This is a genomic window from Vibrio sp. 1401 (assembly GCF_033340295.1).
The window spans coordinates 23,782-48,206 of sequence record NZ_JAWOWF010000001.1 but is presented as its reverse complement, the minus strand read 5'-3'; the positions used below and the strand labels follow the sequence as shown (position 1 = coordinate 48,206).

The following is a 24,425-nucleotide window of genomic DNA, read 5'->3' as shown; positions in this document are numbered from 1 at the left end:
ATGAATGTAAAAAGAAAAAGTCGTAGCGAAACCAAAAGAGAAGCCATCCTGTGCGCAGCAAAGCAAGCGTTCCAAGAGTTTGGGGTGCAAAACACCAGCATGGATAAGCTCTCTGCTATCGCGCAAGTCTCTAAGCGCACGGTCTACAACCATTTCCCTTCTAAAGAAGCGATCGTGACAGAGTTACTAACCGAACTATGGCGTTCTTCAATGATGGATAGCGACATTGAACGTTTACCAACACTCCCGCTAAAAGATCAATTGATTGAATTACTCTACAGCGAGATCATTGTGGTGACGGAACCAAACTATATTGAGCTGGCAAAAGTGGCATTTGGGCACTTCTTATTTAAGCCGGAAGATCTCAAAGAACAAGCAGAACAAATGTCGAAACAGGAAACCGCCCTGTACCGCTGGCTTACTGAGAAATCGAACAGTGGCGCTTTGCAAATTGATGATGTACATATAGCGAGCACTCAATTGCACAACTTACTTAAAGGCAGTGCATTCTGGCCGCAGTTAATGGGAATTCGCCCCTCTTTGTCGAATGAAGAATCTAGGCTGTTAGCTACCCAAACGGCGGAACTTTTTTTAAGTCACTATCAAAACAGCTAAAAACAGCGGTCAAATTGGCCGCTTTTTTAAGCGATAATTCGTGACAAAGCGATGAAATTTTTGCTCAATTTTATTTATCTCACCCTTGACAGTCTCATACCGCAAGGCGTGAGCGTTCGATAAAATATTTTTGTCGTGTCGACGATGCTTTTTCGTTTTCATCTCACAAAAAAACGCCCTAAGGTGCGCACCTCTGACGACGTGGTTGTTCAACCACAATTCTAAATCGTTGAAGTAAGTAGGTTATGTCATAACATGATCACCTGCCTACTGCATTCTATGCTCTATACTTATATTTTAATTTGGTACTGACTTACTAAGGAATTGCCATGCGTATTGCTATTCTCTCTCGTAATGAGAATTTATATTCAACCATGCGCCTAAAACAGGCGGGTGAAGAACGTGGGCATCAAATCGATGTGATCGACACGCTTCACTGTTATATGGACATTACGAGCAACAACCCTAAGATCCGCTACAAGGGTGAAGAATTACCGCAATACGATGCTGTTATTCCACGTATTGGGGCATCTATTACGTTTTACGGCACTGCTGTTGTACGTCAGTTTGAAATGATGGGTACATTTTGTGTCAACGAATCTGTCGCGATCAGCCGCTCTCGTGACAAGTTGCGCTCATTGCAACTGCTATCACGTAAAGGCATCGGTTTGCCACGCACTGGCTTTGCTCACCATCCTGACAACATTCAGGACGTGATCAAAAACGTTGGTGGCGCACCTCTAGTAATTAAATTGCTAGAAGGCACTCAAGGCATTGGTGTTGTACTTGCTGAAACAAATAAAGCGGCAGAAAGCGTGATTGAAGCTTTCATGGGTTTGAAAGCTAACATCATGGTGCAAGAATTTATCGAAGAAGCAAAAGGCGCGGACATCCGTTGTTTTGTTGTCGGAAATAAAGTAATAGCCGCAATGAAGCGCCAAGCAAAAGAAGGTGAGTTCCGTTCTAACCTTCACCGTGGCGGCTCTGCACAACTCGTGCGTTTGAGCAAAGAAGAGCGTGCGACCGCTGTAAATGCTGCGAAAGTGATGGGCTTGAACCTTTGTGGTGTGGATATCCTTCAATCTAAAAATGGCCCAGTGGTAATGGAAGTGAACTCTTCCCCTGGTCTAGAAGGCATCGAACTAGCAACGGGTAAAAACATTGCAGGTATGATCTTCGATTTTATCGAGAAAAACGCTAAGCCAAATTCAAACCGTACTCGCGGTAAAGGTTGATTTTTGTTTAACGCACAAGAGAGCCAAAAAACGGCTCTCTTGTTACTCGTCGCTAGGATGACACTATGAATCAGAAAATGATCATTGGGAATGCCGAAGCTATTTGCTTGCCAGAGTTAGGGATTACTCACCTTGAAGCGCGTATTGATACAGGCGCTCAAACCTCTTCATTACATGTAGACAATATTGATTGCTTTGAAAAAGATGGTCAGTCTTATGTTGCATTCGATCTGCACCCAGATGTATACCATTTAGAACAAGTGGTTCGCTGCACAGCGAAACTAAAAGCAAACCGTAAGGTTAAATCTTCTAACGGTACTTTTGAGCACCGCTGCGTGATCACGACGATGCTGCGTATGGGCGACCAACAATGGCCAATCGACATTACGTTGACTAACCGTGAAAAAATGACTTACATGATGTTGTTAGGTCGTCAAGGCATGGCAGACAAAGTGCTCGTTGATCCTAGCCAATCTCACTTATTGGCATCTTAACCCCGTAGCTTCAGATGAGTGATCGAACGTTTTTGTTGAGCATCACTCGTCTGGCTTTATCTTCGCCTACTTCCTACGAAATAACGCAAACAACAATCCCTTCGCTTTAACTTTTGTCACTCGCCAGTGCGTCATTGGCTTAGTCGGCGCTGTATTCAAAATGTGCTGATACGCTTTTTCATCCAAAGTCACCTCTCCCCCATGTGCCAGAAGCAAACATTGCGGATTCATCTCAAACACACGCTTTAATGATTGCCGATATTGATTCGGATGAAATATGGGAAACGGCGCAATCAGATGCTTTTTCACCTGCACCATTAAATCCGCCACATACAGCACATCTTGTTCAGAATGATAAACCGACAGATCTCGATCAGTATGCCCTAGCGTTTCTAGCACCTGCCAATCATCAAATCCAGGAATAAACTCTCCATCAATAAGTTCAATATCTGGCTTTAACTTGCGGGAATACCACAGGTTTTGCTTTGGTTTACGCATCCGATTCGCCATCCAGCGTGCTAACATCAAATCGGTCAAATGCATTAGCCAACCGTCTACACCGCTATACCACTGGTTCTCTCGCTTTGCGGCCAATAGCTTGCATCCTGTTAAATCACGTAGTTTGTGCGCACCACCAGCATGGTCTGGATGCATGTGGGTCACAACAACCAACTTTAGATCAGAAAAAGGACGATGGAGTTGATGTTCAATAAAGTCTTTAAGATGAGGGATGTCTGCTCGACTGGCACCATCAAGCAACAATAATTTATCGGGATATTCGGCGAGATACATGGTCTGAATGTACCCCTGAATTCTGTGCAGCTGCAAAATATGTCCTTATTTTAGTGAGATGCTTCATGACCGAACCCTTACTGGTCAGACCAACTATAACAGCAGAATGGACGCTTAGGTAAACAAATATTCACACGTAGCGACGACAACAAATCATAATCGAGATGATAGATTTTAATCATTAGACTCAAGGGCCCTTTTATCCGTTAATGCGCGCACACGGAGTTCGTGTCAGGGTATGAGGTAAATACCTCATGATTTGCTTTTTTGTACTTTTCCTTCTAATTAATTAAGGAGTTAAGTACATTTTTGTGAGAATCGAGTTGGAAAAAGCAACTAAATTAGACCGCATCCGCGCGGACTACAACGTTCACTACTGGAGCCAAGGTTTCTACGGCATTGATGACCAAGGCGAAGTATATGTATCACCACGTAGTGATCGTGCACATCAAATCCCTTTCAGCGCTATTGTAAATGAGCTAGAAGCGAAGCAGTTAAATCTGCCTGTATTAGTACGCTTCCCGCAAATCGTGCACCAACGTGTGCATGGTATTTGCCACGCATTCAACCAAGCAATTGAAGAATACCAATATCCAAACAAATACTTGTTGGTGTACCCAATTAAAGTAAACCAACAACGTGAAGTGGTGGATGAAATTCTAGCGAGCCAAGCTCAACTAGAAACCAAGCAGCTTGGTCTTGAAGCGGGTAGCAAGCCAGAATTGTTGGCGGTACTTGCATTGGCTCAACAAGGTAGCTCCGTAATCGTGTGTAATGGCTACAAAGACCGTGAGTATGTGCGTCTTGCACTGATCGGTGAAAAGCTGGGTCACAAGGTATTCATCGTACTAGAGAAGCTTTCTGAGCTGGATCTGGTACTAGAAGAAGCGAAAAGTTTGGGCGTAAAACCGCGCCTTGGTTTACGCATTCGCCTCGCCTCTCAAGGCGCAGGAAAATGGCAAGCAAGTGGCGGTGAAAAATCGAAGTTTGGTTTATCAGCATCGCAAGTGCTTAGCGTTATTGAACGTCTTAAACGCGAAGGCAACCTAGACGCGATGCAACTGGTTCACTTCCACCTTGGTTCACAGATGGCAAACATCCGTGATGTACGCAATGGTGTGAACGAGTCTGCACGTTTCTACTGCGAACTACGCGCACTCGGTGCAAACATCGAGTACTTCGATGTGGGCGGCGGCTTGGCAGTGGATTATGACGGCACACGCAGCCAATCATCGAATTCGATGAACTACGGCCTTGCAGAATACGCACGTAATATCGTGAACACAGTGGGCGATGTGTGTCTGCAATACGAACAACCAATGCCAGTGATCATTTCGGAATCGGGTCGCTCGCTAACAGCGCACCACGCTGTATTGATTTCTAACGTAATTGGTACCGAGTCGTACCTACCGGAAGAAGTACATGAGCTTGATGAGGACGCTCCGCTTTTGCTACAAAACATGTGGCGAAACTGGGAAAACTTGCAAGATGGTACAGACGCTCGTGCGTTAATTGAGATTTATAATGATACCCAAAGTGATTTGGCAGAAGTGCACTCTCAATTTGCTACAGGTGTGCTTAACTTGGAACAACGTGCGTGGGCAGAACAATTGTCACTTCGCATTTACTTCGAATTAAGCCGAAAGATGAGCACTAAGAATCGCTTCCACCGTCCGATTCTGGACGAGTTGAGCGAACGTCTTGCGGATAAGTTCTTCGTGAACTTCTCTCTCTTCCAATCTCTACCAGATGCTTGGGGTATTGATCAGGTGTTCCCTGTTCTGCCACTTTCTGGTCTGGGCGAGGCGGAAGAGCGTCGTGCAGTGATGTTGGACATCACATGTGACTCTGATGGCGCGATCGATCACTACGTTGATGGTCAAGGCATCGAGAGCACGCTACCTGTACCAGCTTGGAGCAAAGACAAACCGTACTTAATGGGCTTTTTCCTAGTAGGCGCATACCAAGAAATCCTTGGTGACATGCACAACCTATTTGGTGATACCCACAGTGCTGTAGTCAATGTTGATGAACACGGTCAATTTGAGATCAGTTACATCAACGAAGGTGATAGTGTAGAAGACATGATGCGCTACGTTCATATCGACGTGGATGCGATTCGTGACAATTATAAACAATTGGTTTCACATCGAGTTGAAGCCAATGAACAAGCACAAATCCTAGCAGAACTAGAACAAGGTCTAGCAGGATACACCTATTTAGAGGACTTCTGATATGAATGATTTGTTTACTAAAACTGATTATTCGCTTTACTCCAACTCTATGTCGTTTTTACGTCTGCCGTACATTCGTAACCCGGTATCGGCAGACGCAGACGTTGTGGTGTTGGGAGTCCCTCTGGACATGGCAACATCTGGGCGTCCAGGTGCGCGTATGGGTCCAGATGCAATTCGCCGTGCCTCAGTCAACTTGGCATGGGAAGGTAAGAAGTTCCCGTGGAGCTTCAACGTATTGGATAAACTGAAAGTGATCGACGCAGGTGATCTCGTGTTCGATTGCGGTGATGCGGAAGATTTTACTTACCGCCTTGAAGCGGCAACCAGTGAAATTCTAAAAAGTGGTAAAACCATGTTGGGATTGGGCGGTGACCACTTCATTACGCTACCTATCCTGCGTGCCTATGCGAAGCATCATGGCCAAATGGCTTTGATTCACTTTGATGCTCATACGGACACCTATGCAAATGGCAGTTCATACGACCACGGTACGATGTTCTACCATGCGCCGAAAGAAGGTTTGATCTCAGCGAAGAACTCAATACAAATCGGCATTCGTACGGAGTACAAACAGCAAGATCACGGCTTCAATGTGATTAATGCGATGCAAGCGAATGACATGCCTGTGAACGAGATCCTAGAAGAAATTCGTCGCACCGTCGCAGACAAGCCAGTGTATGTTACTTTTGACATCGACTGCTTAGACCCGGCCTTCGCACCGGGAACTGGTACACCAGTTTGTGGTGGCTTGAACTCAGACAAAGCGCTGAAAATTATTCGTGGTTTAGCCGGCATGAATATCGTGGGTATGGATGTTGTCGAAGTATCGCCTCCATACGACCACAGTGATGTTACCGCACTAGTGGGAGCAACCATCGCACTAGAAATGCTTTACGCATACGCATCTGAGCGCGAATAGACATAATCATTTCTAAGGGAGCTTCGGCTCCCTTTTCTTTCTGATGCCTTCCTCTACCTTTTATTCACTCGTTTCATCTTGAACTCAGATCAACCGAGCAGACGCTTTATTTTTGCACTTTAACCATTAAAACCAGTTACCTATAAGGCTCATTCTATTCACGAAAAGTAAAAGATTTAACGTAATTAGACAAAGAAATGCACCGCTTTTTGAAAACAAAATAGGATTAGTTTTTCTAATTGAAATCATAGATTTTTATCTTGCTCAACTTCACACTTTTCGATTGCTAATTATACAAGCAAGCACTATTATCTCGCGCAAATACCCCCGCAACACAAGAATTCAGTTGGCACTCTGTAAAAGAGCGCTAAGGGTTTTTACGTCTTAAATTTTTTGGAGAGATACGCAAATGTCTGCTTCGTTTCCATTAGCGAAACTTACCTTTTTAATCGCTATATTGACTGCCGTGGGTCAAATGACCCAGACAATGTACGTGCCTTCAATCGGTCATATGGCGGGCGAGTTTTTGGTATCTGCGTCATCACTTCAAGCTGTGATGGCTTGTTACCTAATCCCATATGGCTTGTCGCAATTTGCGTATGGCACACTATCGGACCGCTTGGGACGCAAACCGATCATCATCGTCGGGCTGCTTATCTACATCGCGGGTACACTGGTAGCATTATTTGCACATCAATTTGAATGGTTCTTGATTGGTAGCTTTATCCAAGGCTTAGGTATTGGCTGCGGCGGTGCGATGTCACGCACTCTGACTCGCGATTGCTTTGAAGGCTCTGATCTACACAGAGCAAACAGCTTAATTAGCATGTGTGTGATTTTCTCACCATTAATGGCACCAGTATTAGGCGGCTACCTAACAGAAGCTTTCGGATGGCGGTCGAGCTACTTGTTCTTAGCGCTATTTGCTATCGCGGTTGTGATCACTATGATGACAAGCATGATGGAGACGCTACCAAAAGAGAAACGCAAATTCGAACCAGTAGCCAAAAGCTACAAACACGTTTTGTCTGACCGTCGCTTTCAAGGCTTTTTGATTTGCCTGGTTGCAACATTCGCTGGTGTGGGTGTATTCGAAGCAGCGGCTGGGGTGTTGTTAGGTGGGGTATTAGAATTACCTGCAACAACGGTAAGTTTGCTGTTTATATTGCCGATCCCAGGTTACTTGGTGGGTGCGGGCTTATCTAGCTACATCGCAAGACGTCGCTCTGAGCGTCGTGCTTTAAATGTAGGCTTGGTCTCTATTTTTGTGGGCTCTGCTATTGTGCTCATCCCAGGCTTGTTTGGTTTAACCACGGCATTAACGCTGGTTGGAGGCGCAACCGTGTACTTTTTGGGTGCAGGTATTCTCTTCCCAGCAGCAACAACTGGAGCGATTGCGCCATTCCCATACCATGCAGGAACAGCAGGCGCGACATTGGGTGGCATGCAAAACTTGGGGGCAGGTGTCGCAACTTTGCTCGCGTCACTATTTCCAGCGCATAACCAGATGCCTTTGGGCATTTTGATGATGGCAATGTCGGTAATTGCAATGCTTGGGTTAATGTGGGTGAATCGAGCACACAATCACTCAAACGAAGTACCGCAAGTTATCTGATCATTATCAGCTTACTTTCAAAATCCAAAAGGGACACACTCAACAAGTGTGTCCCTTTTTTCATATCACACTATATCGATTTCCCGATGAGAATGATTTAACTTTCGAATTGATATTTGTTAAAAATAACAGCTGCTTACACAATGTGTTTTCAGCTCCCTTCAAATTGAGTATCCAACTCGGAAATATTGAGGATTCTCACTTTTTCGGTATACCCCATGACAAAGAATGGACAACTGAAAACCACTAACAAAATGAAAGCCCAGCCCTCAGGATGAGGCCACTTGGGTGTACAATAAGGATAAAATCAGATGCGTTTCACTTTAACTACGTTGGCCGTCTCGGTCGCGCTTGTCGCCGGATGCAGCAATCAAGGAATCCCCAGCATGACTCAATACTCCCAAACACAGATCGTTGCTCAACAAACTCAAGCTCCGGTTGCGAAAAAAGTCCCTCACTCGATGACTATTCATGGCGATACCCGCGTTGATAACTACTACTGGATGCGTGACGACGAACGTAAAGACCCTGAAATTTTACAGCACCTAGAGAAAGAAAATCAGTACGCAGAAACCGTTCTAAAGCACACTGAAACACTTCAAGATACGCTATTTGAAGAAATTAAAGGGCGCATCGCAAAAGACGACAACTCAGTACCGGTTCGTAAAGGCAACTATTTCTACTCCAGTGAAGTGACCGGAGATAACGAGTACGAAGTCCATTTGCGAGCTAAAGACTTTGCAGGCAAAGACAAACAAATCATTTTAGATGTCAATGAACTAGCAAAAGAACATGAATTTTTCAGTATCGGCGGCCTATACGTTAGTCCGAATGAAAACTTATTGGCGTATGGCGAAGACACATTAAGCCGCCGCGTTTATACTCTTAAGATCAAAGACCTGACAACAGGCAATTACCTACAAGATGAAATCGAAGGGGCCTCAAGCGCGATTGCATGGCAGAACGATAACAACGCCTTTTACTACATCAAAAAAGATCCACAGACCTTGCTGGGCTACCAAGTTTATCGTCATGTATTGGGCACACCACAAAGCAGTGATGAGTTGATTTTTGAAGAAACCGACAGCGCCTATTACACCTCACTAAGCAAAAGCAAAGATGGCGAAGATATTTATATCTGGCATTCCAGTACAGAAACCAGCGGCGTCTCCATCATCGATGCGAACAACCCTAAAGCAAAGGCGAAGCCTTTTTATCCTCGTGAAAATGGCATTGAATACAGCATTTCTAAGCTAGGCGATTGGTATTACATTTATACCAACTATCAAGCCGTGAACTTCCGTTTGATGAAAGTTAAGCAAGAAGAGATGCACGATCGCTCTAAGTGGCAAGACGTGATTGCCGCAGATGACAACACTCAACTTGTAGACTTCGAGCTATTCGATGATCACCTCGTCTATGAGCAGCGCTCTAACGGCCTAGCAAGCGTCACTGTACGTCAGCTCTCAACAGGAAAAGAATTCCCCCTCACATTTAATGACGATGCGTTTGCTGCCTATTTGACAGGTAACCTAGAGCTGGATAACGAGAAAGTTCGTATTTATTACAGCAGTTTAACCACTCCAGGAACCTACTACGATTTCGATCTAAAAACGGGCGAGTCAGAAATCATGAAGCAAACACCTGTACTTGGTGATTTTAATCCTGACAATTACCAATCAGAACGCATTATGATCACAGCCCGTGACGGTAAAGAAGTACCCGTTTCTTTGGTGTATCGTAAAGACTTATTTAAGAAAGATGGTACGAATCCACTCTACCAATATGGTTATGGGTCTTATGGCGCAACCATTGAGCCAACTTTCCGCTCGACACGTTTGAGTCTATTGGATCGCGGCTTTGTTTACGCCATTGCTCATATTCGTGGATCTGAAATGCTTGGCCGCCCTTGGTATGAAGACGGTAAAAAACTAACCAAGCAAAACACATTCAACGACTTTATTGATGTGACTAAAGGTTTGGTTGAACAAGGCTACGGCGCGAAAGATAAAGTCTTCGCTGTTGGTGGCTCTGCAGGAGGTCTCTTAATGGGGGCAATCATCAACCAAGCACCAGAACTGTACCGCGGTATCGGTGCACATGTTCCGTTTGTGGACGTGGTAACCACCATGCTCGATGAATCAATTCCATTGACCACCAATGAGTATGATGAATGGGGTAACCCAAATAACAAAACATACTATGACTATATGTTGAGTTACTCGCCTTACGACAACATCAAGGCGCAAAACTACCCGAACATGTTGGTAACGACTGGCTTGCACGACTCTCAAGTACAGTACTTTGAACCAATGAAGTGGGTCGCCAAACTTCGTGAAATGAAGACAGACGATAACGTCTTGTTGTTCAAAACCGATATGGAAGCCGGACACGGCGGCGCATCTGGTCGATTTAAGCGCTTAAAAGAAGATGCGCTAGAGTATGCCTTCTTCCTCGATTTACTCGATAAAAAATAAGCGTATTAATAAATACTGTATCTCTAACAACAAAAATGCCCGCAAGTTGCGAGCATTTTTTATAGACGCACTCTCTAAACAAGGAGTGGGGTTACCTAAGCACAGAACGACCAGCGTCTCTTATAGCCAAAGGAAAGCAGAAAGAAAAACGCCTACTCACAGCGAGTAGGCGTCAACACAATAAATATGTTTAGGCAGTAGAAACTGTCCTATTTATTAGAAGTAATAACGAGCACCTAGAGTCCAAGCATCATCTTCAACTTTATTGATGTCGTTACCTAGGTCAAACTGGTAACCTGCGTAAGTGTAGAATGATGGTGTTACAGCATACTCTGCTTGAAGTGCAGATTGACTAAATAGTGTCTTGCTTGCCTTATCATCCTCAACCGCTTCGTAGTTTACGCTTAAAGTCCAATTGTTAAATCCATATGCAAGCAAACCTTCTAACTGCACTGTCTCTTCCAAACCTGCATAGAAATACTCGTTCATGCCGTAGACGATCGCTGCATAAATACCTGAACCGTACTCGCCGTAATTTGCAGCAATAATATGAGATATCGCGTCTTTAGTATTTGAGCCGGAAGTTACATCACCGCCACTGTATACGTAACCAAGACCGAAGCCCGCAAACTGTGCGCTTAACGCAACTTGACCACGAGCGTCGTACTCAGCACCTTTTTCAACATATACAGGTAAACCTGTAACGGAATCTTTCTCAAGAACTTCACTCACGTCGTCGTTTTTGCCTTGCCAACCAAGGCCTAGGTTAAATACAAACCCTTCACTAAATTCAAAACTCTTGCGGTAGCTCAGCATTTTTTCTGCACGACCAGAACCTAGGTTGTTATGGTTCTCATATAAGAAGTCATTCGCATAAGCAATTGGTAAATCTGCAACACCAGCAACGTCATAGTATGGAGACCATTGAGTACCACCAACAACGCGGCCAAACTGTTCATGTGAAGCACCAATGTATCCAAGACGCGTTGTAAATGAATTCTCACCGCCGTTTAGGTAATTAAGCTGCCATTCGCCTTTCGCATCAACGGTAATACCATTACCGATGTCTTTTTTACCAGCTAAATTAATACGTGGAGAGTTAGTGCCTACATCTGTTTCACCTTCATCTGAACCATTCAAATTAATTGAAACGTGACCGCCGATCGATAAAGATGTACCATCGCTGTTGTAAACTTCTGCTGCGAAGGCCTGTGAACCACATGCTAGTGCCGCCACTGCAACGGCTAGAGTTTTCATTTTCATTGTTAACATCCGTATAGTTGTTTGTACCGGTTCGCTTAGAAACAGATTAAATCCGAATCAATCGCAACGAACACATAACAAAGTAGTAATGAAATAGAAATGAAACAAACACTTTCTTATGCAACCAGTGGTATCAATGCTCACATTTTGAACTTATTCACAAAAAAATAGGGAACTTTTCATTCCCCATCATAAAATCTGTGGCTTTTTACGTGTCACATCTCCCAACGTGCGAGTGGCTTCTCAGTTTTGATACCCTTACTGCCCCAGCGGTCAATAACATCAATTTGCAGTATGCGGCTCGGTTTAATAAGCGATGTCAAGGTTTTCGACGGTCGTTTATCCGTCACTAACCATAGCGTTTTATCTTGTTCAAACTGAGCTTTTAAAGATAATTTGTCTTCTTCTGTCCACTCGAGTTCCGGCTTAAATTCGCGCCCAACCACAAACAATTGGTTGCCAGAGGCAAAGTCCTCTAATGACTCACTCATCAGTACCACTGAATCGATGCCTTTATCGAAGATCTCTGCCTGTTGTTGGTTGATCAGTTCACGCACATTGAGCATAAGAGCCTGTTGATTCGTTTGAATCGCCTTTTGGTGTTCAGGATATACACGTTGTAGATCCTCTCCAACAATGCCCGCCATTCGGATTAAGTTTGTAGGGTTCAGCCATGCGTACTTCGATGTTGACCCGTTTTCCAATGTCAGTACTGCAACTCCTTGAGCTCTAGGAGAAATGGCCTGCGATGCATCGATTTCAATCAAGTGAATGTTGCCCTGTCGAGCGTAAACATAAGTCGGGTCTTGTTTCCAAATCGCACCAAGAGTAACAGCAACCGTCGCGGCTTGACCCGCTTGCTTAACTTGCTCTGTACCTTTATTTGCGAACCAGTTCTCAAGACGCTCAACGCCGTAACGCTTTGGAGGCAGATACTGAGTCTCTATCCCTGTACCTTTCATGAGTTGCTCAGACAACATGTACGTGACGGGAGTGCTGGTTAAAATGTCTTTGGCGCCTGCCAACGATGGAAGTGTCGTCGCTATAACCAAACCAAAAGTTATCGCTAATTTTTTTATCTTCATGTTCATTACTTTATAAAAAGGGTTACGCTTTTTGGATAATTCGGTAAACCGTTGCTGTTAGGAAAAATGCCGCAGAAACAATGATGATGGATGCGCCTGATGGCACTGGTAGCTCAAGCTCCATCGGCAGTATGGTTCCTACTAAACACGCAATGGTTGCCAATAAAGAAGAAAGGAGAACAAAACTGCCCATGCGTTTAGTCAATAACCTAGCCGTTGCACCAGGAATCAGTAGCAATGCACCAACCAATACCGCGCCAATAATCTTTACCGCGGCGATGGTGACCAAGGTGATCATCATGACAAATAAGTAATCATAAAAGCTGGTATTAAAGCCGCGTACACGTGCAATATCCGGGCTGATACAAGTTAGCAAAATGCGGTTAAACGTTGGAATAAGAAGCAGTAATATGATCAAACAACTGATCGCTAAAATAAGGATATCGTTGTCCGTCACAGTCAAGATCGAGCCAAACAACACGTTCTCCAACATGTGAATGTTGATCTTGCGAGCAACGTACATTAACAGCGCAGCACCAACCGCTAACGCTAGTGCAAGAAAAACCCCAACCAGTGTGTCGTAAGGTACATTCGTACGATTACGAACAAAGTGAAGCAACAGCGCAAAAATCATACAAAAGCTAAACAATCCGATGATCGGATTCTCTGGCGGCTCACCGAGCAACACACCAATCGCGATTCCGGTAAGCGCAGCATGCCCAACCGCTTCAGAGAAAAAAGCCAGTCGCTTGGCGATGACTAATGTACCAAGACCACCAAGTAATGGTCCTAATATCAGCGCTGCCACAATTGCGTTCACCATGAAGGCATAAGAAAAGCTATCGCTTAACCATCCAGCTTCAACGCCGCTAACCGCTAACTCTCGCAACCAATCCATTATGCAGCCTCCACTTTTGCTGTGTAGTACTTGAATAATGTTTCTATACGATCAGGGCTTAGCACATCTGAATGGTGCCCTGACGCCACAATTTGACGATTTACAACATGGACCTGCGCATCTAAACGGCGCACTGCGGTCACGTCATGGTGTACTGCCAGTACCGTTTTGCCTTCTCCAACGACTTCATGAATCAAACCTTCAAGATATCGAACACCTTGCTCATCCATGCCAGTTGTAGGTTCGTCTAAAACCAATAAATTGGGCTCATCCAGTAAAGCTTGCGCAAACAAAACACGCTGTTGCTCACCGCCAGAGAGTTGCCCCATACGACGGTCGCTACGCGTTGCCATACCCACGCGATCCAGCTGGGCCAGGGCATGTTGAGTTTGTTTCGTTTTACGTCGCCAAAATAGAGGGATACGAGTTTGGTTAAGCAGTACAAAATCCATCACGGTTAACGGGAGGCTTGCTTCAAACATCGCTTTTTGTGGCACATACCCTATCTTCCCCGATGCAGCTGATGGTTCTGGCCAATTGAGTGCAATGTTTCCCGAAAATGGCGTAAGTCCAAGTACCGAACGAAGCAAAGAAGTTTTCCCACCACCATTCGGTCCCATAATCACGTGACATTTCGCGTTCTCGAATTCGGCGCTGATGTTCTGCAAAATGATATTGTCGGCGTATTTTAGGCCCACGTTACTTAAGGAAACGGAAGGTCCAGTCATTACGCCTTTTCCCCTGCTCGCTTACTCGCCACAAATTTCATGGCTTCGATTAGTGTTTCCACATTATCTCGCATCTCAACCTCGACTTTATCAGCCTCATACTCACCGTGAGTCATGTGAGAAAAGCGATAAAGCTGCACCCCGGTCGCCTCTTCGATGGTATCAACAAAGCGATTCGGCATATTGAGCTCATAAAACAGAACATCAATGCCCGATTCACGAATTTTCTCTATCGTTTCCTGTAGCTGACTTGCACTTGGTTCTACACCATGAGCAGGCTCAATGACAGCGGCAACGTCAACACCAAACTCCTGAAGGATATATCCGTAAGCATTGTGGGTTGTCGCCACCTTCATACCAGCCGTGTCCAACTCACCAAGAGACAACATTGCATCACGCTTCATCAGGCGAAATGTTTTCGCGTATTTACGAGCATTTTGGCGATAGAACGTAGCATTGTCTGGGTCCAATTGGCTTAGCTCACTCGCGATGGTGTAAACCTTTTGAATGGTTGTTGATAGACCGACAAAGGTGTGAGGGTTCACTGCTCCTTGACCAACAGACTGCCCCATAGCGGGCAATAAAGGCACTTCTTTGTTCGCTTCTATAACCACGAGATCATCACGCTGAGAAGCCTTGATCACTTTCAGTGCAAAATCGTCATGACCAATACCATTGATCACTATTACGTCCATTTCATTTAAGCGCTTAAGATCATTAGGTTGTGGCAAATAGTTGTGAGGATTAAAACCAGCATCAACCAAAGGAACGATGTCCGCCTTCTCACCAACAACGGCTTTAACATAGCTGTAATAAGGTTGAAGCGTAATACCAATACTGAGTTTATCGGCAGCAAAGCCAGTAGAAGACACCGTCAATAACGCGGTGGCTGTAAGAATACGACGTAAAAGAGAGCGTTTGATCATAGTACTTATCAATTATGTTGTCTTAATGGGCGTGAGAATGAGAGGAAGAGTCTGACAGAACGATTTGTTTCCACCCGAAATCGTGGCGTTTAGCTAGATCGCTTAGTCCCTCCACATTTAACGAACGGCTAGAATCATTAAACCAAATATCAGCTTGAGAACTGCGGCTATCCAACAGCATGGAAGCAGAGCCTTGGGCACTGGTCTTCACGCCAATGTAGACACCGTCATCAATTCGTTGCCACTGATGAGAACCTTTACGCTTCCAGTTTTGGTCTTTCACGAACGGAGCAATCCAAAGCACCTCCATATCAGAGATCTCAGGCCAAGTTCCGGTATCTAACTGCAAATCACGAATCTCTTCATGAGCGAGCTTAAGTTCAGCGATCAACCCCAACTCATTTTGATGTAAATCCGTGATTAACACTTGATGAGACTGCATGTCTGGCTTTTCAGTCGCGACCTGATGGTAGGGCATAAGTATGGCTGCTGAACTGAGAATTGCTGCGATTGTCAGTGCGACCCACTTTCCTTCTCGGTTACCATCATCAGGGCGAACTTTCTGTACACTCATTTCTCTTTCAGCTCAACGATATCCACTTCCACCGGGCTTTCATGTCCGGCATCAAATACCAAATAGAAATCTGTTTCAGGGTGAGTAAATTCTGCGATGGAACGCTTATCTGTTTTTTCTTTGGCGATCAGATTGTCGTCGTAATCGTACATTTCGACATCGTAGTCGACCGCTGTGGATCCATCCGAGTAGCCCGCTTCACAAATCACTTTATCTTGCGCCAAGTGACAGCTCATCAGAGGAAAATGTGCAGCAGCGTGAAAGGACGCAAATCCAGAAAAAAGCAAAACCGCTTTTAGAAGAGAAGTGTTATTCATGATAATTCCAAAATGGCCCAGCAATTGCTGAGCCTAATTCGATTAGTTAAGTTGAGTTTCAAACGTAAGATGAACATTGGCACTCGCTTTATCCGCCAATGGATTATCTTTTAATTCACCTTTGTAGTTCGCTTTCATTAAGTAGCGCCCAGCGACTTCTGGCGTGAAGATCACTTTGCCATCTTTATCGCTCACCACATCGATTTGTTCTTGATGGTTTCGGTACATGGTACCTTCACGTGTAATCTCAGCAGTAACGCCCTCTTGTGGCTCTCCGTTAAAGAAAAACTGGAAAGTCACAGGCTCACCTTCAATGATGTCCGATGGATGCGTGATCGGTTTCATCTCCAGCATTTTGCCTTCAATCTCCAACGCTTTGTCCGTTGGCATACCAACCGTAATGTAGCTTTCTGCTCGGGTGTAACTTAGTTGAGTAACCACATCACGCGCTTGCTCAGGAAGCACGTCACCACGCTCAGCTTTGTTTGCTCGCGCCCATTTCACCGTATCACGACGGCCCGCTTTGTATTGTGTGTAGTAGCTCGGCTGATTATTAATCGCGACTTTGTGCGTGCCTTCTTCTGTAAAAAAGAAATCAAACATAGAGCGACGCTTGCCACGAACAACAAAGTTAGGACGCTCAGAGCGGCCATCCGGCATCACCACAAATGCCTGATCACTACCCGCAGGCTTATCAAAAACAAACGTTCCGTGAGAGGCAGTAACATCAAATGTCAGCCAGTCACCGCCTTCTTTAGAAACCGTAAAGTGAGAGGGCAGAACCCAACGTGGATGTGCTTGTGCGGTGGTGGTTACAGCCAATCCCATTGCCATTACACTCGCCAATGCCACTGCTTTCATTTTGGTTTTCATTGTTGTGTCCTTTAATCACTTAACTTGATAATTGACGGTGATGACACCCGTCTCTTGTGTTGGTTTAAGCTCATAGCGCACGTCACTGTCCGCTAGCGTTATTTTTTGACGTAAGTAGTTTCGCCCACCGTGTTCACGAACGACCTCGACGTACAACGTGTAATTTCCTTGTTCCAAACGCTCCCCTGCGTCATTGGTTCCATCCCAGACAAAGCGGTATTGACCAGCAGGACGTGTTGCAGAAGTCACCGCATCAACAAGTTCACGATCATAACGACCCGCTTTTCTCCACCAGCTGCGTAGATCTTTTAACCATTCGTCTTTCCCTACCCATAACTGGATGGTTTTAACCGGTTTACGCTGATCGTTTTCAACCCAAACCGCCACATAAGGGCGTGCATACATTGAGGTATCTATCTTTGGAAGTTCGAGTTCGAAGTCGACCTTCGCGTTATCTGGTAGAGGCGCCGCGGAAAGAGAGAAAGGAGCAAAAGCCGCGATCAAAGCGGCTTTACAAAAGTGATTACGGCGGAAAAATCTTCCTGTGTTCAACATAAGTGTTCTCTAAAAAAGCTGTTATGGAACAGCAACAAAATAAATTACGAGCGACAGTAACGTACCAAAGCTCATCCATTGCATAGACGTTCTGAGCGTCTTCTTCTTAGGCAGTAACAAGCACACGCCTGTAAGAACAAAAAACACCATCAAAAGCGCAGTGACGTCGATAAACCACTTCCAAATCCCACCACTGTTGCGCCCTTTATGTAGATCGTTCAGCAGCGCAACAATACCGTAGTGCGTCGTTTCAACATCTGCCGCACCAGTAGTCATATCAATAAAGACCGTAGCGTTATAACCTGGGCCTTTAAAATCCATAGACAGCTCTCCGAGTAACAACTCACCTTGCTCAACTTCGGTATACACATCTAGTGCGGAGGGAGTGCCGCGAAGCTCGGTTTCTTTAGTCAAGAAAGCCACCAGTTCTTCACGATTAGGTTGAAAGGTATCTGAATGTGAGAATAGAACTGAGTGCGGAACCGTCAGAGTATGTTGTTGAATGATAGGTTCACTGCGTTCAAACAATTCGGGGCGATTGAGGGTAATACCAGTTACTGCAAAAAACAGCGTAACTAAGAGAAGAGCCATCGAAATATAGATATGTAGGCGGCGAGCCCAAGTTTGAACACCTTTGCTTTTAAGCAACATAGAAACAATCATCACCAATAAATGTGGGGCATAATTTAGGTGATAATCATTCGTATTGGCATTTAATTTACATTGTTTACTTTTTCAATTCAGCTTGGCTTGCGCATGTTTTAGCTATTTGGGCCAATGCGAGTTACAGGTTGCCTACCTTTTAGATAATAATCATCTCAATTAAAATAACTAAAAGTTAAACCACTTCCTCAATTCGCAAAAATGACATAGATCTCATATAAACGTAGGTTACTATGTTCTTTTTAACCTAATTACTTTCGGTGTAAAACATGAATAAATGTCCTGCGATCATCGGTATTGTATTTGATGAAAAGAGTTTGAAAGCTATCGATAGAATAAATGAATTACATGAATTAGAGAGATCGGCCAAAGTATTTATTAGCTTGGGTAACCTTTGGAGTATTTTTGGAGGAAACTCCCTGAAGGGGACAGCGAGTAGTGGCCTATCTAAAGCAATTACTGCTATTCCCGCCAAACCAGGATGGGAAACCGCTAAAAATGTTAGCATTGGATTAGGAAGAGGAATTTCTTCTGATGCAAGCCAAACTGCTTGGAGTATATCACAAGCTAATTGGGAGTATTACTTCAAATCATATAGTGCCTTAGATCAGATCAAGCTGAGAGAAATCGAAAAAATCGCCACTTTCCAAGCACTTGATCATGTACACGATAGCAAGCAATATAGATTTTGGAAAGCGATCTCAGATGGATGTAAAATATGAACAAGAACGCTGTAATAATACTCTTATCATTTTTCTCAAGTGTCGCTTTAGCAAATGCAAAATTTGAAGACAGTTTATTTAAAAATGTAAGCCAATCTATTGATAATTATGGTGCTAAGATAAAGCAGTGTGAGTCTATGGCAAAACAGAATACGCCTGACAAAAAAACCCTAGAGTATTCAAAGAACCATATAGAAGCATTAACTCCTGTTCTGCCGTTTTTAAGCGAAAAAGCTTTTGAAGCTTGTGTCTTAAAAGAGAAACAAGAACTAGCATATTACTTATTAATAGCAAAAAATAACGCTTCAAGAACCTCAACATTAAAGCTTGTAGAATCGACTGAAAGCCTTACTTTTCATATCGAACCTACATCTATAGAAAAGTTTGAAACACTGAGCAAAGTACATCAAGAATATATAGAGAAAAGCCCCTTTTTCTCCCGACCATTTGATGCGTTAGCCTTTTATGAAAAACTCATGCAGTAAATAGCCTTTATGACTTTAGACAAAAAAAATACCCGAGACTGAGCTCGGGTATTTAATAAAAATGTTCGCTATGAGTCCTGCGTCGATTCTACTTTGCGTAGCTGAGATAGATACTTAACCCAACTTTTTGCCTGATTCGATGGCTTAATCTCATTCGCTCTTTTGGCATTAGCGAGCGCATCGTCAAACCGCTTAAGTTTGTAGTAAGCGCGAGTTTTGATAAGTGCAACATCCGCTTTACGACCTCTGACCTTATCGAGCGCGGCAATGGCATCTTTATAATGGCCTTCTTGCACCAACAGTTGAGAATAGTTCCAGTAATACTGCCTATCTAGCTGAGCTGCAATACGCCAGCTATCAATAGACTCTTCCCACTCTTTTGCCATTTGCCAATACGTTGCTTGCTGGGCTTTTAGCTTACTATTCGAGTTTACATCCTCTAGCTCGTTCATCACCAACGCAGCTCTCTCAGGAATACCTCGTTTCGCGTACAATTGTGCCAGCAGCTTTAAGTCATCTTGGCTAAGTTGTAACCCTTTCAGTTTTGCCAACGCCAAAGAGTCTAGGGCACGTTTGTTGTCATCAACCCGTAGGTATAGAGCAACAAGCTGACGCCACCATTCAATTCGTTCAGGTTCAATCACGATTAAGCGTTTGATGGTCGAGATTGCCGGCTTCCACTTTTTCAGTTCTAGCTCAGCAGAAAGCTTTATCGACAACGCGCCAAGCTTGTCTGGCTGACCAAACTTCTCATAACGAGCCATTGCTGAAAGCACTTTTTGCCACTGACTCAGTTGATAATGAGATTGGGAAATACGCAGCCATAGTTCATGCGCTTTTTGACCTTTAGGAATGTTTTTGCTCAAGGCATAGTAATGAGGTAAAGCCTTAGAAAAACGTTGCTCGTTCAGCAGTATATCAGCCAACATTTTTCGGGTTTGCCATGCTTGCTCATCTTGTAGCAAACCACTATTGACTGCCAACTCAAGTTGCTTAATCGCCGCTTGAGTTTGCTCGTTCTGCCAGTAAAAAATACCCAACATTCGAGCGACATAAGCTTGGTCATATCCACGAGAAAGCTCCATAGCTTCAAGAGATGAAATCGCTTCTTTTAGTTTCTCCTCTTGAGCCAAGTTGTGTGCTCGTTGAACTCTCGCTGCGGTGTATTGGCTTAACTCACTGGCAATGGTTGAGAGTGCACTCAGGCTTAATACCGTACCGATTAAGAATTTTTTCATCATTTGGCTAACTTGAACTCCACTTTAGCGGTTTGTCCGAACTGCTCAATTGACACACCATCCTCAACTTTTGGCTGATACTTCCATTTTTTAAGCGCACGGATTGCTTCCCTTTCAAACATGCGCTCGGGCTCAGCCTCGATCACTTCAATATCTTTTGGTCGTCCAGTTGCATCGATCGTGAAACGCATAATGACATAACCTTCCACTCTACGTTTCAGCGCCTTACTTGGATAGCGAGGATCAACACGATACAACGGCAGTGCTTGCTGGTTGCCCATTGTTCCCTTCAAGTTTGGGGCGCTAATCGCGATGCCTTCAAGGGCTGTGTTTAAACCTAAAGCACTGACTGGCGTCATCTGACTCATTGGTTCCATTTGAGTGTCAGCTTGAGACAGATCCATTGGCTCCGGCGCTTGAGGTGGTTCTGGTTGCTCCGGTACTGAACGTTGACGACGCTGCACGTCTGCTTCATTCTCTACCATCACCATATCAAAACGAACGGCTTCTGAAGCTTCTGGTGCACGCTGGTTGCCTTTATCAACCATCCACGCCATAAAGCTAAACAAGCTCACAGAAATTAACAGTGATGCTGGTAGTGCAAGTAACAGCCTGCCCATTAAGGTTTCTCCGCCGCCAATGCAATGTTCTTCACACCCGCCGCCTTTGCAGCGTCCATCACTTTCACGACAGTGCCATTGTAAGCATGCTCGTCAGCTTGGATAACTAACGAGGCATCAGGCTGATCAAGTAACAGGTGCTCAATAGAGGCCTCAACACGCTCAATATCAACCACTCGTTTGTCGATGTACACATCATTCGCTGCCGTTACTGCAATAAAAATACCCGCGTCTTTTTGGCTTACTACATTAGAAGCCTGAGGGCGATTCACTTCTACACCGGATTCACGTACAAACGAACTGGTCACAATGAAGAAGATCAACATGATGAAGACGATATCAAGCATCGAGGTTAAATCGACTTGAGCTTCATCTTGTTGGTTAGGTCTGCGTCCGAGTCTCACTTTTGACTCCTTAAAGATTGTTCTAACTGGATAGCTTTTCGTTCACACACTTTGCTAAGGCGAGCATGAATAAACATGCCCGCAAGCGCTGCTACCATACCTGCCATGGTTGGCAGCGTAGCAAGTGAGATACCAGAAGCCATCAATTTCGGATTGCTGCTGCCTTGCGATGCCATTACGTCAAACACCGTAATCATGCCTGTCACCGTCCCTAACAACCCTAGCATTGGGCAAACCGCCACAAGTAGCTTAATAGTCGATAGGTTTTGGCGCAGTTCGATTTGCGCTTTTGCAATCCATCCTTCACGGATTTGATGCGCGTACCAAGAGTGGTGCTCTGATCTTGCTTGCCACTGCTCACAAAGCTGTTTTTTTACCCCAGGGAAAACCGTTGTGAGATAAATAACTCGCTCCATAACCAACAGCCAGCACACCGCCACGACGGCGGCCAACCACCATAGGATTTGACCACCTTGCTGCATAAAGCTCATCAAGGTTGTGGCCCAATCCTCACTGATCAAACCCAATGTGCTGAGTAGGATCTGCTCCATTACGCTGCGTTCTCCGCTAAGGTGTTAGAATGGCTTTTGTTACTCGGCATATCACGCTCAGCTTGTTCTGCAACTAAACCGATGCCTTGTTTTTCTAAGATACTGCGAATATTTTCTGCTTGAGAGCTCAATACGTTGTGCGCTAATAGCAAAGGCATGGCTGAAACAAGGCCAAGTACGGTAGTCACAAGTGCCATCGAAATGCCACCCGCCATTACTTTCGGATCACCATTACCAAATTGAGTGATGACTTGGAAGGTTTCGATCATACCCGTTACCGTGCCTAGTAGGCCAAGCATAGGAGCTAGAGCAGCAAGAAGCTTAAGCATCGACAACCCTTTTTCTAGGTGGGTTTGCTCATCAACAACGGCTTCCAAAAGACGTAGTTCTAACGCTTCTACGCTGCGATGCTTGTCTTTCTGGTATACCGCAAGCACGCGACCCAAAGGGTTGTTTCCTGGCTGCGCTGGGGTTTTCAGTTGCTTCATGATTTTCTGACGCGAAATCATCAGTGATGCACCACGTACGAGCGCAATCAATAGGCCGATAGCCAATAAGCCAAGGATGATTTTGCCGACAACGCCACCCGCATTTAGGCGATCAGCCAAAGTCGGTGAGTTTGCAAGCTGTTCAAGAAGAATGCCACGTGACGGATCAATGACAAGTGCATCAATGTCACCAGAGGAAATAGTATTCGCTGTTGGACCGTTCTCAGGCTGACGAAGATAGTTTACCGCGTCTCCGCGTTGACCATTCCACTTAACGTAGCCAGTCTCATCCAGCAGCGCCATAGAACCAAGACGAACACCATTAACCGTTTGTTCACGACCTTCGCCATTTAGCAGTGTGAAAGAGACGTTTGCCATTTCACCGCTTGCTTTGATTTGCTCTTCCATGCTGCGCCACATCGCCTGAAGTTGGGTCAACGTTGGCAGTGATTTAGCCGCAACAATAGCATCGATATCTTTCTGATATGAGTTTGCATCTACACCGGTTACTGAGCTTTTTAGCTCAGACTCTAGCTCTTTTGCGTTCTGGCGAACGACGCCAAATAACTCACCTAGGCTCCCGGTTTCTAGACGCAACTTTTCTTCTAGCTGTGCCAGTTCTGCTTCATTTTCACCGAAGGTAACACTTAATGAGTCCGCTTCTGCTTGAAGAGCAGCCCGCTCTGCCACCAATTTATTCTTTATAGCCTGTAGCTCTTGCTCTGTTTGCTTAAAACCTGATTCACGCGCGACATTGTGCGATTGCTGTTGACGATTTTCTTGCTGCGCCTTTTGTAACAACGCATCACTAGCAACAGTTGTATGAGGCATTAATGCGGCTGTCGAGATTAGTGCAACCGATAACCATTTTTTCATCATTTATTTGCCCTCCGCAGCGGTTAACGACACTGGCAGAGTTAACATACTCGGCGCGATCTGTTTATTCGCCATAGCGAACGCTTTATCTAGCTCTGATTTTTGCTCAGAACCCACTTGTTGCCATGCTTGTTGTTGCTGTGACCAGCTCCAGAATGTCTCACCAGATAAGCTACGTGCTACCAAAGACAAACGCCCTAAATAGAGAATGTCCGCCTCCACAGCTTCATTGTCACCCAGGTTAATCTTGCCTTGGTAAACGCCAAGCTTGGTGCCGTAATCCATTTCAATTTGGTACGCTTCTAAAATACGACGAAACTTCTCTGCATCCGCAACGTCTGCACGCGTCATCATGGAATCCAGCTTTGCAATTCGTTCCTCACGTTGCGCTTTGCGTATAGGTTTGTCGTTAGCAACGAGCGCTTTTAAGCCTTCAAGCATGTGATACATCAAAGGCACGACACCTTGACGAGTTTGAGCAATCTGCTCAATTTGCTCGTTCAAGCTATCAACTTCTTGATTTTGGCTCTCAACAAGGCTTGCAAGATGATCGCGATAAATCTTCAAGTTACCGACTTCCTCTTGCAGCTGCTCAATTTCAGCTTCTAGAGTAAGTGATTTTTCTGCGCTTGCATCAATACGTTTTTGGCTTACCGCCGACGACTGGTTTGTTTTACTCTGCACAGCTTGTGCATCGTTTAAGTTCGCCGCGTGAGCGGGAATCAAAACCGATGATATCAACAGAGCGATACTTGATTTCATTAGATTCATACGA

General features: G+C 44.7%; 26 protein-coding genes. 9 read left to right on the top strand and 17 right to left on the bottom strand.

Features of this window, described 5'->3' with window-relative positions:
* From R7Z77_RS00225 to R7Z77_RS00215, 3 genes are all read left to right on the top strand, one after another.
* Complete coding sequence (locus tag R7Z77_RS00225; protein ID WP_005374222.1) at positions 1-615, top strand: TetR/AcrR family transcriptional regulator; 615 nt, start codon at positions 1-3, stop codon at positions 613-615.
* Positions 616-944: 329 nt separating this feature from the next.
* Positions 945-1,850, top strand: coding sequence for a 30S ribosomal protein S6--L-glutamate ligase (gene rimK / locus R7Z77_RS00220; protein ID WP_005374224.1), 906 nt, complete (start codon positions 945-947; stop codon positions 1,848-1,850).
* A 65-nt stretch (positions 1,851-1,915) separates the two neighbouring features.
* Positions 1,916-2,344 carry an ATP-dependent zinc protease gene (locus tag R7Z77_RS00215; protein ID WP_005384193.1) on the top strand — a complete coding sequence of 143 codons (429 nt, stop codon included), beginning with the start codon at positions 1,916-1,918 and terminating at the stop codon, positions 2,342-2,344.
* Between the two features lie 66 nt (positions 2,345-2,410).
* Here R7Z77_RS00215 and R7Z77_RS00210 read toward each other — a convergent pair whose 3' ends face one another.
* Positions 2,411-3,136, bottom strand: a complete 726-nt coding sequence (locus R7Z77_RS00210) for an MBL fold metallo-hydrolase (RefSeq protein WP_053304689.1) — start codon at positions 3,134-3,136, stop codon at positions 2,411-2,413.
* 323 nt (positions 3,137-3,459) lie between these two features.
* Here R7Z77_RS00210 and speA point away from each other — a divergent pair, with 323 nt between their 5' ends.
* From speA to R7Z77_RS00190, 4 genes are all read left to right on the top strand, one after another.
* A complete protein-coding gene (gene speA, locus R7Z77_RS00205) occupies positions 3,460-5,370 on the top strand; it encodes an arginine decarboxylase (protein WP_031812864.1) in 1,911 nt (636 codons plus the stop codon).
* Between the two features lies 1 nt (position 5,371).
* Positions 5,372-6,292 (top strand): agmatinase, encoded by a 921-nt coding sequence (speB, locus tag R7Z77_RS00200; RefSeq protein WP_318136576.1) that lies wholly within the window; start codon positions 5,372-5,374, stop codon positions 6,290-6,292.
* A gap of 409 nt (positions 6,293-6,701) precedes the next feature.
* On the top strand, positions 6,702-7,907 hold the full coding sequence (gene emrD / locus R7Z77_RS00195; RefSeq protein ID WP_005374234.1) for a multidrug efflux MFS transporter EmrD: 1,206 nt from the start codon (positions 6,702-6,704) through the stop codon (positions 7,905-7,907).
* 311 nt (positions 7,908-8,218) lie between these two features.
* On the top strand, positions 8,219-10,384 hold the full coding sequence (locus R7Z77_RS00190) for a S9 family peptidase (RefSeq protein ID WP_213967484.1): 2,166 nt from the start codon (positions 8,219-8,221) through the stop codon (positions 10,382-10,384).
* A 216-nt stretch (positions 10,385-10,600) separates the two neighbouring features.
* Here R7Z77_RS00190 and R7Z77_RS00185 read toward each other — a convergent pair whose 3' ends face one another.
* The 10 genes from R7Z77_RS00185 to R7Z77_RS00140 form a co-directional block, all read right to left on the bottom strand.
* On the bottom strand, positions 10,601-11,647 hold the full coding sequence (locus R7Z77_RS00185) for a porin (RefSeq protein WP_213967485.1): 1,047 nt from the start codon (positions 11,645-11,647) through the stop codon (positions 10,601-10,603).
* A gap of 215 nt (positions 11,648-11,862) precedes the next feature.
* Positions 11,863-12,732, bottom strand: a complete 870-nt coding sequence (locus R7Z77_RS00180; RefSeq protein WP_033906236.1) for a metal ABC transporter solute-binding protein, Zn/Mn family — start codon at positions 12,730-12,732, stop codon at positions 11,863-11,865.
* 22 nt (positions 12,733-12,754) lie between these two features.
* Entirely contained in the window at positions 12,755-13,630 is an 876-nt protein-coding gene (locus R7Z77_RS00175) for a metal ABC transporter permease (protein WP_005393560.1), read from the bottom strand.
* The gene (locus tag R7Z77_RS00170) at positions 13,630-14,358 is read right to left on the bottom strand and encodes a metal ABC transporter ATP-binding protein (RefSeq protein WP_213967486.1); all 729 of its coding nucleotides are present in this window, start codon (positions 14,356-14,358) and stop codon (positions 13,630-13,632) included. The genes R7Z77_RS00175 and R7Z77_RS00170 overlap by 1 nt, the downstream gene beginning before the upstream one ends.
* Positions 14,358-15,284: a metal ABC transporter solute-binding protein, Zn/Mn family gene (locus tag R7Z77_RS00165; RefSeq protein WP_005374249.1), complete on the bottom strand. Its 927-nt coding sequence runs from the start codon at positions 15,282-15,284 to the stop codon at positions 14,358-14,360. Before R7Z77_RS00165 ends, R7Z77_RS00170 begins: the two co-directional genes overlap by 1 nt.
* Before the next feature lie 22 nt (positions 15,285-15,306).
* A complete protein-coding gene (locus R7Z77_RS00160) occupies positions 15,307-15,858 on the bottom strand; it encodes a DUF6162 family protein (protein ID WP_005374250.1) in 552 nt (183 codons plus the stop codon).
* Positions 15,855-16,175: a hypothetical protein gene (locus R7Z77_RS00155; protein WP_005374251.1), complete on the bottom strand. Its 321-nt coding sequence runs from the start codon at positions 16,173-16,175 to the stop codon at positions 15,855-15,857. Before R7Z77_RS00155 ends, R7Z77_RS00160 begins: the two co-directional genes overlap by 4 nt.
* A 42-nt stretch (positions 16,176-16,217) precedes the next feature.
* A complete protein-coding gene (locus tag R7Z77_RS00150) occupies positions 16,218-17,048 on the bottom strand; it encodes a DUF4198 domain-containing protein (RefSeq protein ID WP_005374252.1) in 831 nt (276 codons plus the stop codon).
* Positions 17,049-17,063: 15 nt separating this feature from the next.
* Positions 17,064-17,603, bottom strand: a complete 540-nt coding sequence (locus R7Z77_RS00145) for a DUF2271 domain-containing protein (RefSeq protein WP_033906231.1) — start codon at positions 17,601-17,603, stop codon at positions 17,064-17,066.
* A 21-nt stretch (positions 17,604-17,624) separates the two neighbouring features.
* On the bottom strand, positions 17,625-18,254 hold the full coding sequence (locus tag R7Z77_RS00140; protein WP_021035904.1) for a PepSY-associated TM helix domain-containing protein: 630 nt from the start codon (positions 18,252-18,254) through the stop codon (positions 17,625-17,627).
* A gap of 281 nt (positions 18,255-18,535) precedes the next feature.
* Between R7Z77_RS00140 and R7Z77_RS00135 the strand changes: the two genes are divergently transcribed.
* Together R7Z77_RS00135 and R7Z77_RS00130 are read left to right on the top strand one after the other, a co-directional pair.
* Positions 18,536-18,988, top strand: coding sequence for a hypothetical protein (locus tag R7Z77_RS00135; RefSeq protein WP_033906230.1), 453 nt, complete (start codon positions 18,536-18,538; stop codon positions 18,986-18,988).
* Entirely contained in the window at positions 18,985-19,473 is a 489-nt protein-coding gene (locus R7Z77_RS00130) for a hypothetical protein (RefSeq protein WP_064354474.1), read from the top strand. The genes R7Z77_RS00135 and R7Z77_RS00130 overlap by 4 nt, the downstream gene beginning before the upstream one ends.
* 68 nt (positions 19,474-19,541) lie before the next feature.
* Here the strand turns inward: R7Z77_RS00130 and R7Z77_RS00125 are convergent, their stop codons facing one another.
* Genes R7Z77_RS00125 through R7Z77_RS00100 form a run of 6 tightly spaced genes read right to left on the bottom strand, consistent with a single transcriptional unit; the run spans position 19,542 to position 24,421 of the window.
* Positions 19,542-20,714, bottom strand: coding sequence for a tetratricopeptide repeat protein (locus R7Z77_RS00125; protein ID WP_033906228.1), 1,173 nt, complete (start codon positions 20,712-20,714; stop codon positions 19,542-19,544).
* Positions 20,711-21,331 carry an energy transducer TonB gene (locus R7Z77_RS00120; RefSeq protein ID WP_005374256.1) on the bottom strand — a complete coding sequence of 207 codons (621 nt, stop codon included), beginning with the start codon at positions 21,329-21,331 and terminating at the stop codon, positions 20,711-20,713. The genes R7Z77_RS00125 and R7Z77_RS00120 overlap by 4 nt, the downstream gene beginning before the upstream one ends.
* Positions 21,331-21,735, bottom strand: a complete 405-nt coding sequence (locus R7Z77_RS00115) for an ExbD/TolR family protein (RefSeq protein WP_005374257.1) — start codon at positions 21,733-21,735, stop codon at positions 21,331-21,333. Before R7Z77_RS00115 ends, R7Z77_RS00120 begins: the two co-directional genes overlap by 1 nt.
* The gene (locus R7Z77_RS00110; RefSeq protein WP_017635540.1) at positions 21,732-22,286 is read right to left on the bottom strand and encodes a MotA/TolQ/ExbB proton channel family protein; all 555 of its coding nucleotides are present in this window, start codon (positions 22,284-22,286) and stop codon (positions 21,732-21,734) included. Before R7Z77_RS00110 ends, R7Z77_RS00115 begins: the two co-directional genes overlap by 4 nt.
* On the bottom strand, positions 22,286-23,653 hold the full coding sequence (locus R7Z77_RS00105; RefSeq protein WP_170896872.1) for a MotA/TolQ/ExbB proton channel family protein: 1,368 nt from the start codon (positions 23,651-23,653) through the stop codon (positions 22,286-22,288). Before R7Z77_RS00105 ends, R7Z77_RS00110 begins: the two co-directional genes overlap by 1 nt.
* Positions 23,654-24,421: a DUF3450 domain-containing protein gene (locus R7Z77_RS00100; protein WP_054574483.1), complete on the bottom strand. Its 768-nt coding sequence runs from the start codon at positions 24,419-24,421 to the stop codon at positions 23,654-23,656. It lies immediately after the preceding gene.
* Positions 24,422-24,425 lie beyond the last annotated feature (4 nt).

Bases quoted from the DNA above. Each gene is read 5' to 3' on its own strand.
- R7Z77_RS00110 (WP_017635540.1), bottom strand. From the start codon at position 22,286: ATGGAGCAGATCCTACTCAGCACATTGGGTTTGATCAGTGAGGATTGG.
- R7Z77_RS00215 (WP_005384193.1), top strand. From the start codon at position 1,916: ATGAATCAGAAAATGATCATTGGGAATGCCGAAGCTATTTGCTTGCCA.
- R7Z77_RS00135 (WP_033906230.1), top strand. From the start codon at position 18,536: ATGAATAAATGTCCTGCGATCATCGGTATTGTATTTGATGAAAAGAGT.
- R7Z77_RS00100 (WP_054574483.1), bottom strand. From the start codon at position 24,421: ATGAATCTAATGAAATCAAGTATCGCTCTGTTGATATCATCGGTTTTG.
- R7Z77_RS00180 (WP_033906236.1), bottom strand. From the start codon at position 12,732: ATGAAGATAAAAAAATTAGCGATAACTTTTGGTTTGGTTATAGCGACG.
- R7Z77_RS00190 (WP_213967484.1), top strand. From the start codon at position 8,219: ATGCGTTTCACTTTAACTACGTTGGCCGTCTCGGTCGCGCTTGTCGCC.
- R7Z77_RS00165 (WP_005374249.1), bottom strand. From the start codon at position 15,284: ATGATCAAACGCTCTCTTTTACGTCGTATTCTTACAGCCACCGCGTTA.
- R7Z77_RS00125 (WP_033906228.1), bottom strand. From the start codon at position 20,714: ATGATGAAAAAATTCTTAATCGGTACGGTATTAAGCCTGAGTGCACTC.
- R7Z77_RS00145 (WP_033906231.1), bottom strand. From the start codon at position 17,603: ATGTTGAACACAGGAAGATTTTTCCGCCGTAATCACTTTTGTAAAGCC.
- R7Z77_RS00225 (WP_005374222.1), top strand. From the start codon at position 1: ATGAATGTAAAAAGAAAAAGTCGTAGCGAAACCAAAAGAGAAGCCATC.
- R7Z77_RS00185 (WP_213967485.1), bottom strand. From the start codon at position 11,647: ATGAAAATGAAAACTCTAGCCGTTGCAGTGGCGGCACTAGCATGTGGT.
- R7Z77_RS00150 (WP_005374252.1), bottom strand. From the start codon at position 17,048: ATGAAAACCAAAATGAAAGCAGTGGCATTGGCGAGTGTAATGGCAATG.
- R7Z77_RS00210 (WP_053304689.1), bottom strand. From the start codon at position 3,136: ATGTATCTCGCCGAATATCCCGATAAATTATTGTTGCTTGATGGTGCC.
- R7Z77_RS00130 (WP_064354474.1), top strand. From the start codon at position 18,985: ATGAACAAGAACGCTGTAATAATACTCTTATCATTTTTCTCAAGTGTC.
- R7Z77_RS00170 (WP_213967486.1), bottom strand. From the start codon at position 14,358: ATGACTGGACCTTCCGTTTCCTTAAGTAACGTGGGCCTAAAATACGCC.
- R7Z77_RS00140 (WP_021035904.1), bottom strand. From the start codon at position 18,254: ATGTTGCTTAAAAGCAAAGGTGTTCAAACTTGGGCTCGCCGCCTACAT.
- R7Z77_RS00160 (WP_005374250.1), bottom strand. From the start codon at position 15,858: ATGAGTGTACAGAAAGTTCGCCCTGATGATGGTAACCGAGAAGGAAAG.
- R7Z77_RS00120 (WP_005374256.1), bottom strand. From the start codon at position 21,331: ATGGGCAGGCTGTTACTTGCACTACCAGCATCACTGTTAATTTCTGTG.
- R7Z77_RS00155 (WP_005374251.1), bottom strand. From the start codon at position 16,175: ATGAATAACACTTCTCTTCTAAAAGCGGTTTTGCTTTTTTCTGGATTT.
- rimK (WP_005374224.1), top strand. From the start codon at position 945: ATGCGTATTGCTATTCTCTCTCGTAATGAGAATTTATATTCAACCATG.
- speB (WP_318136576.1), top strand. From the start codon at position 5,372: ATGAATGATTTGTTTACTAAAACTGATTATTCGCTTTACTCCAACTCT.
- R7Z77_RS00105 (WP_170896872.1), bottom strand. From the start codon at position 23,653: ATGATGAAAAAATGGTTATCGGTTGCACTAATCTCGACAGCCGCATTA.
- emrD (WP_005374234.1), top strand. From the start codon at position 6,702: ATGTCTGCTTCGTTTCCATTAGCGAAACTTACCTTTTTAATCGCTATA.
- R7Z77_RS00175 (WP_005393560.1), bottom strand. From the start codon at position 13,630: ATGGATTGGTTGCGAGAGTTAGCGGTTAGCGGCGTTGAAGCTGGATGG.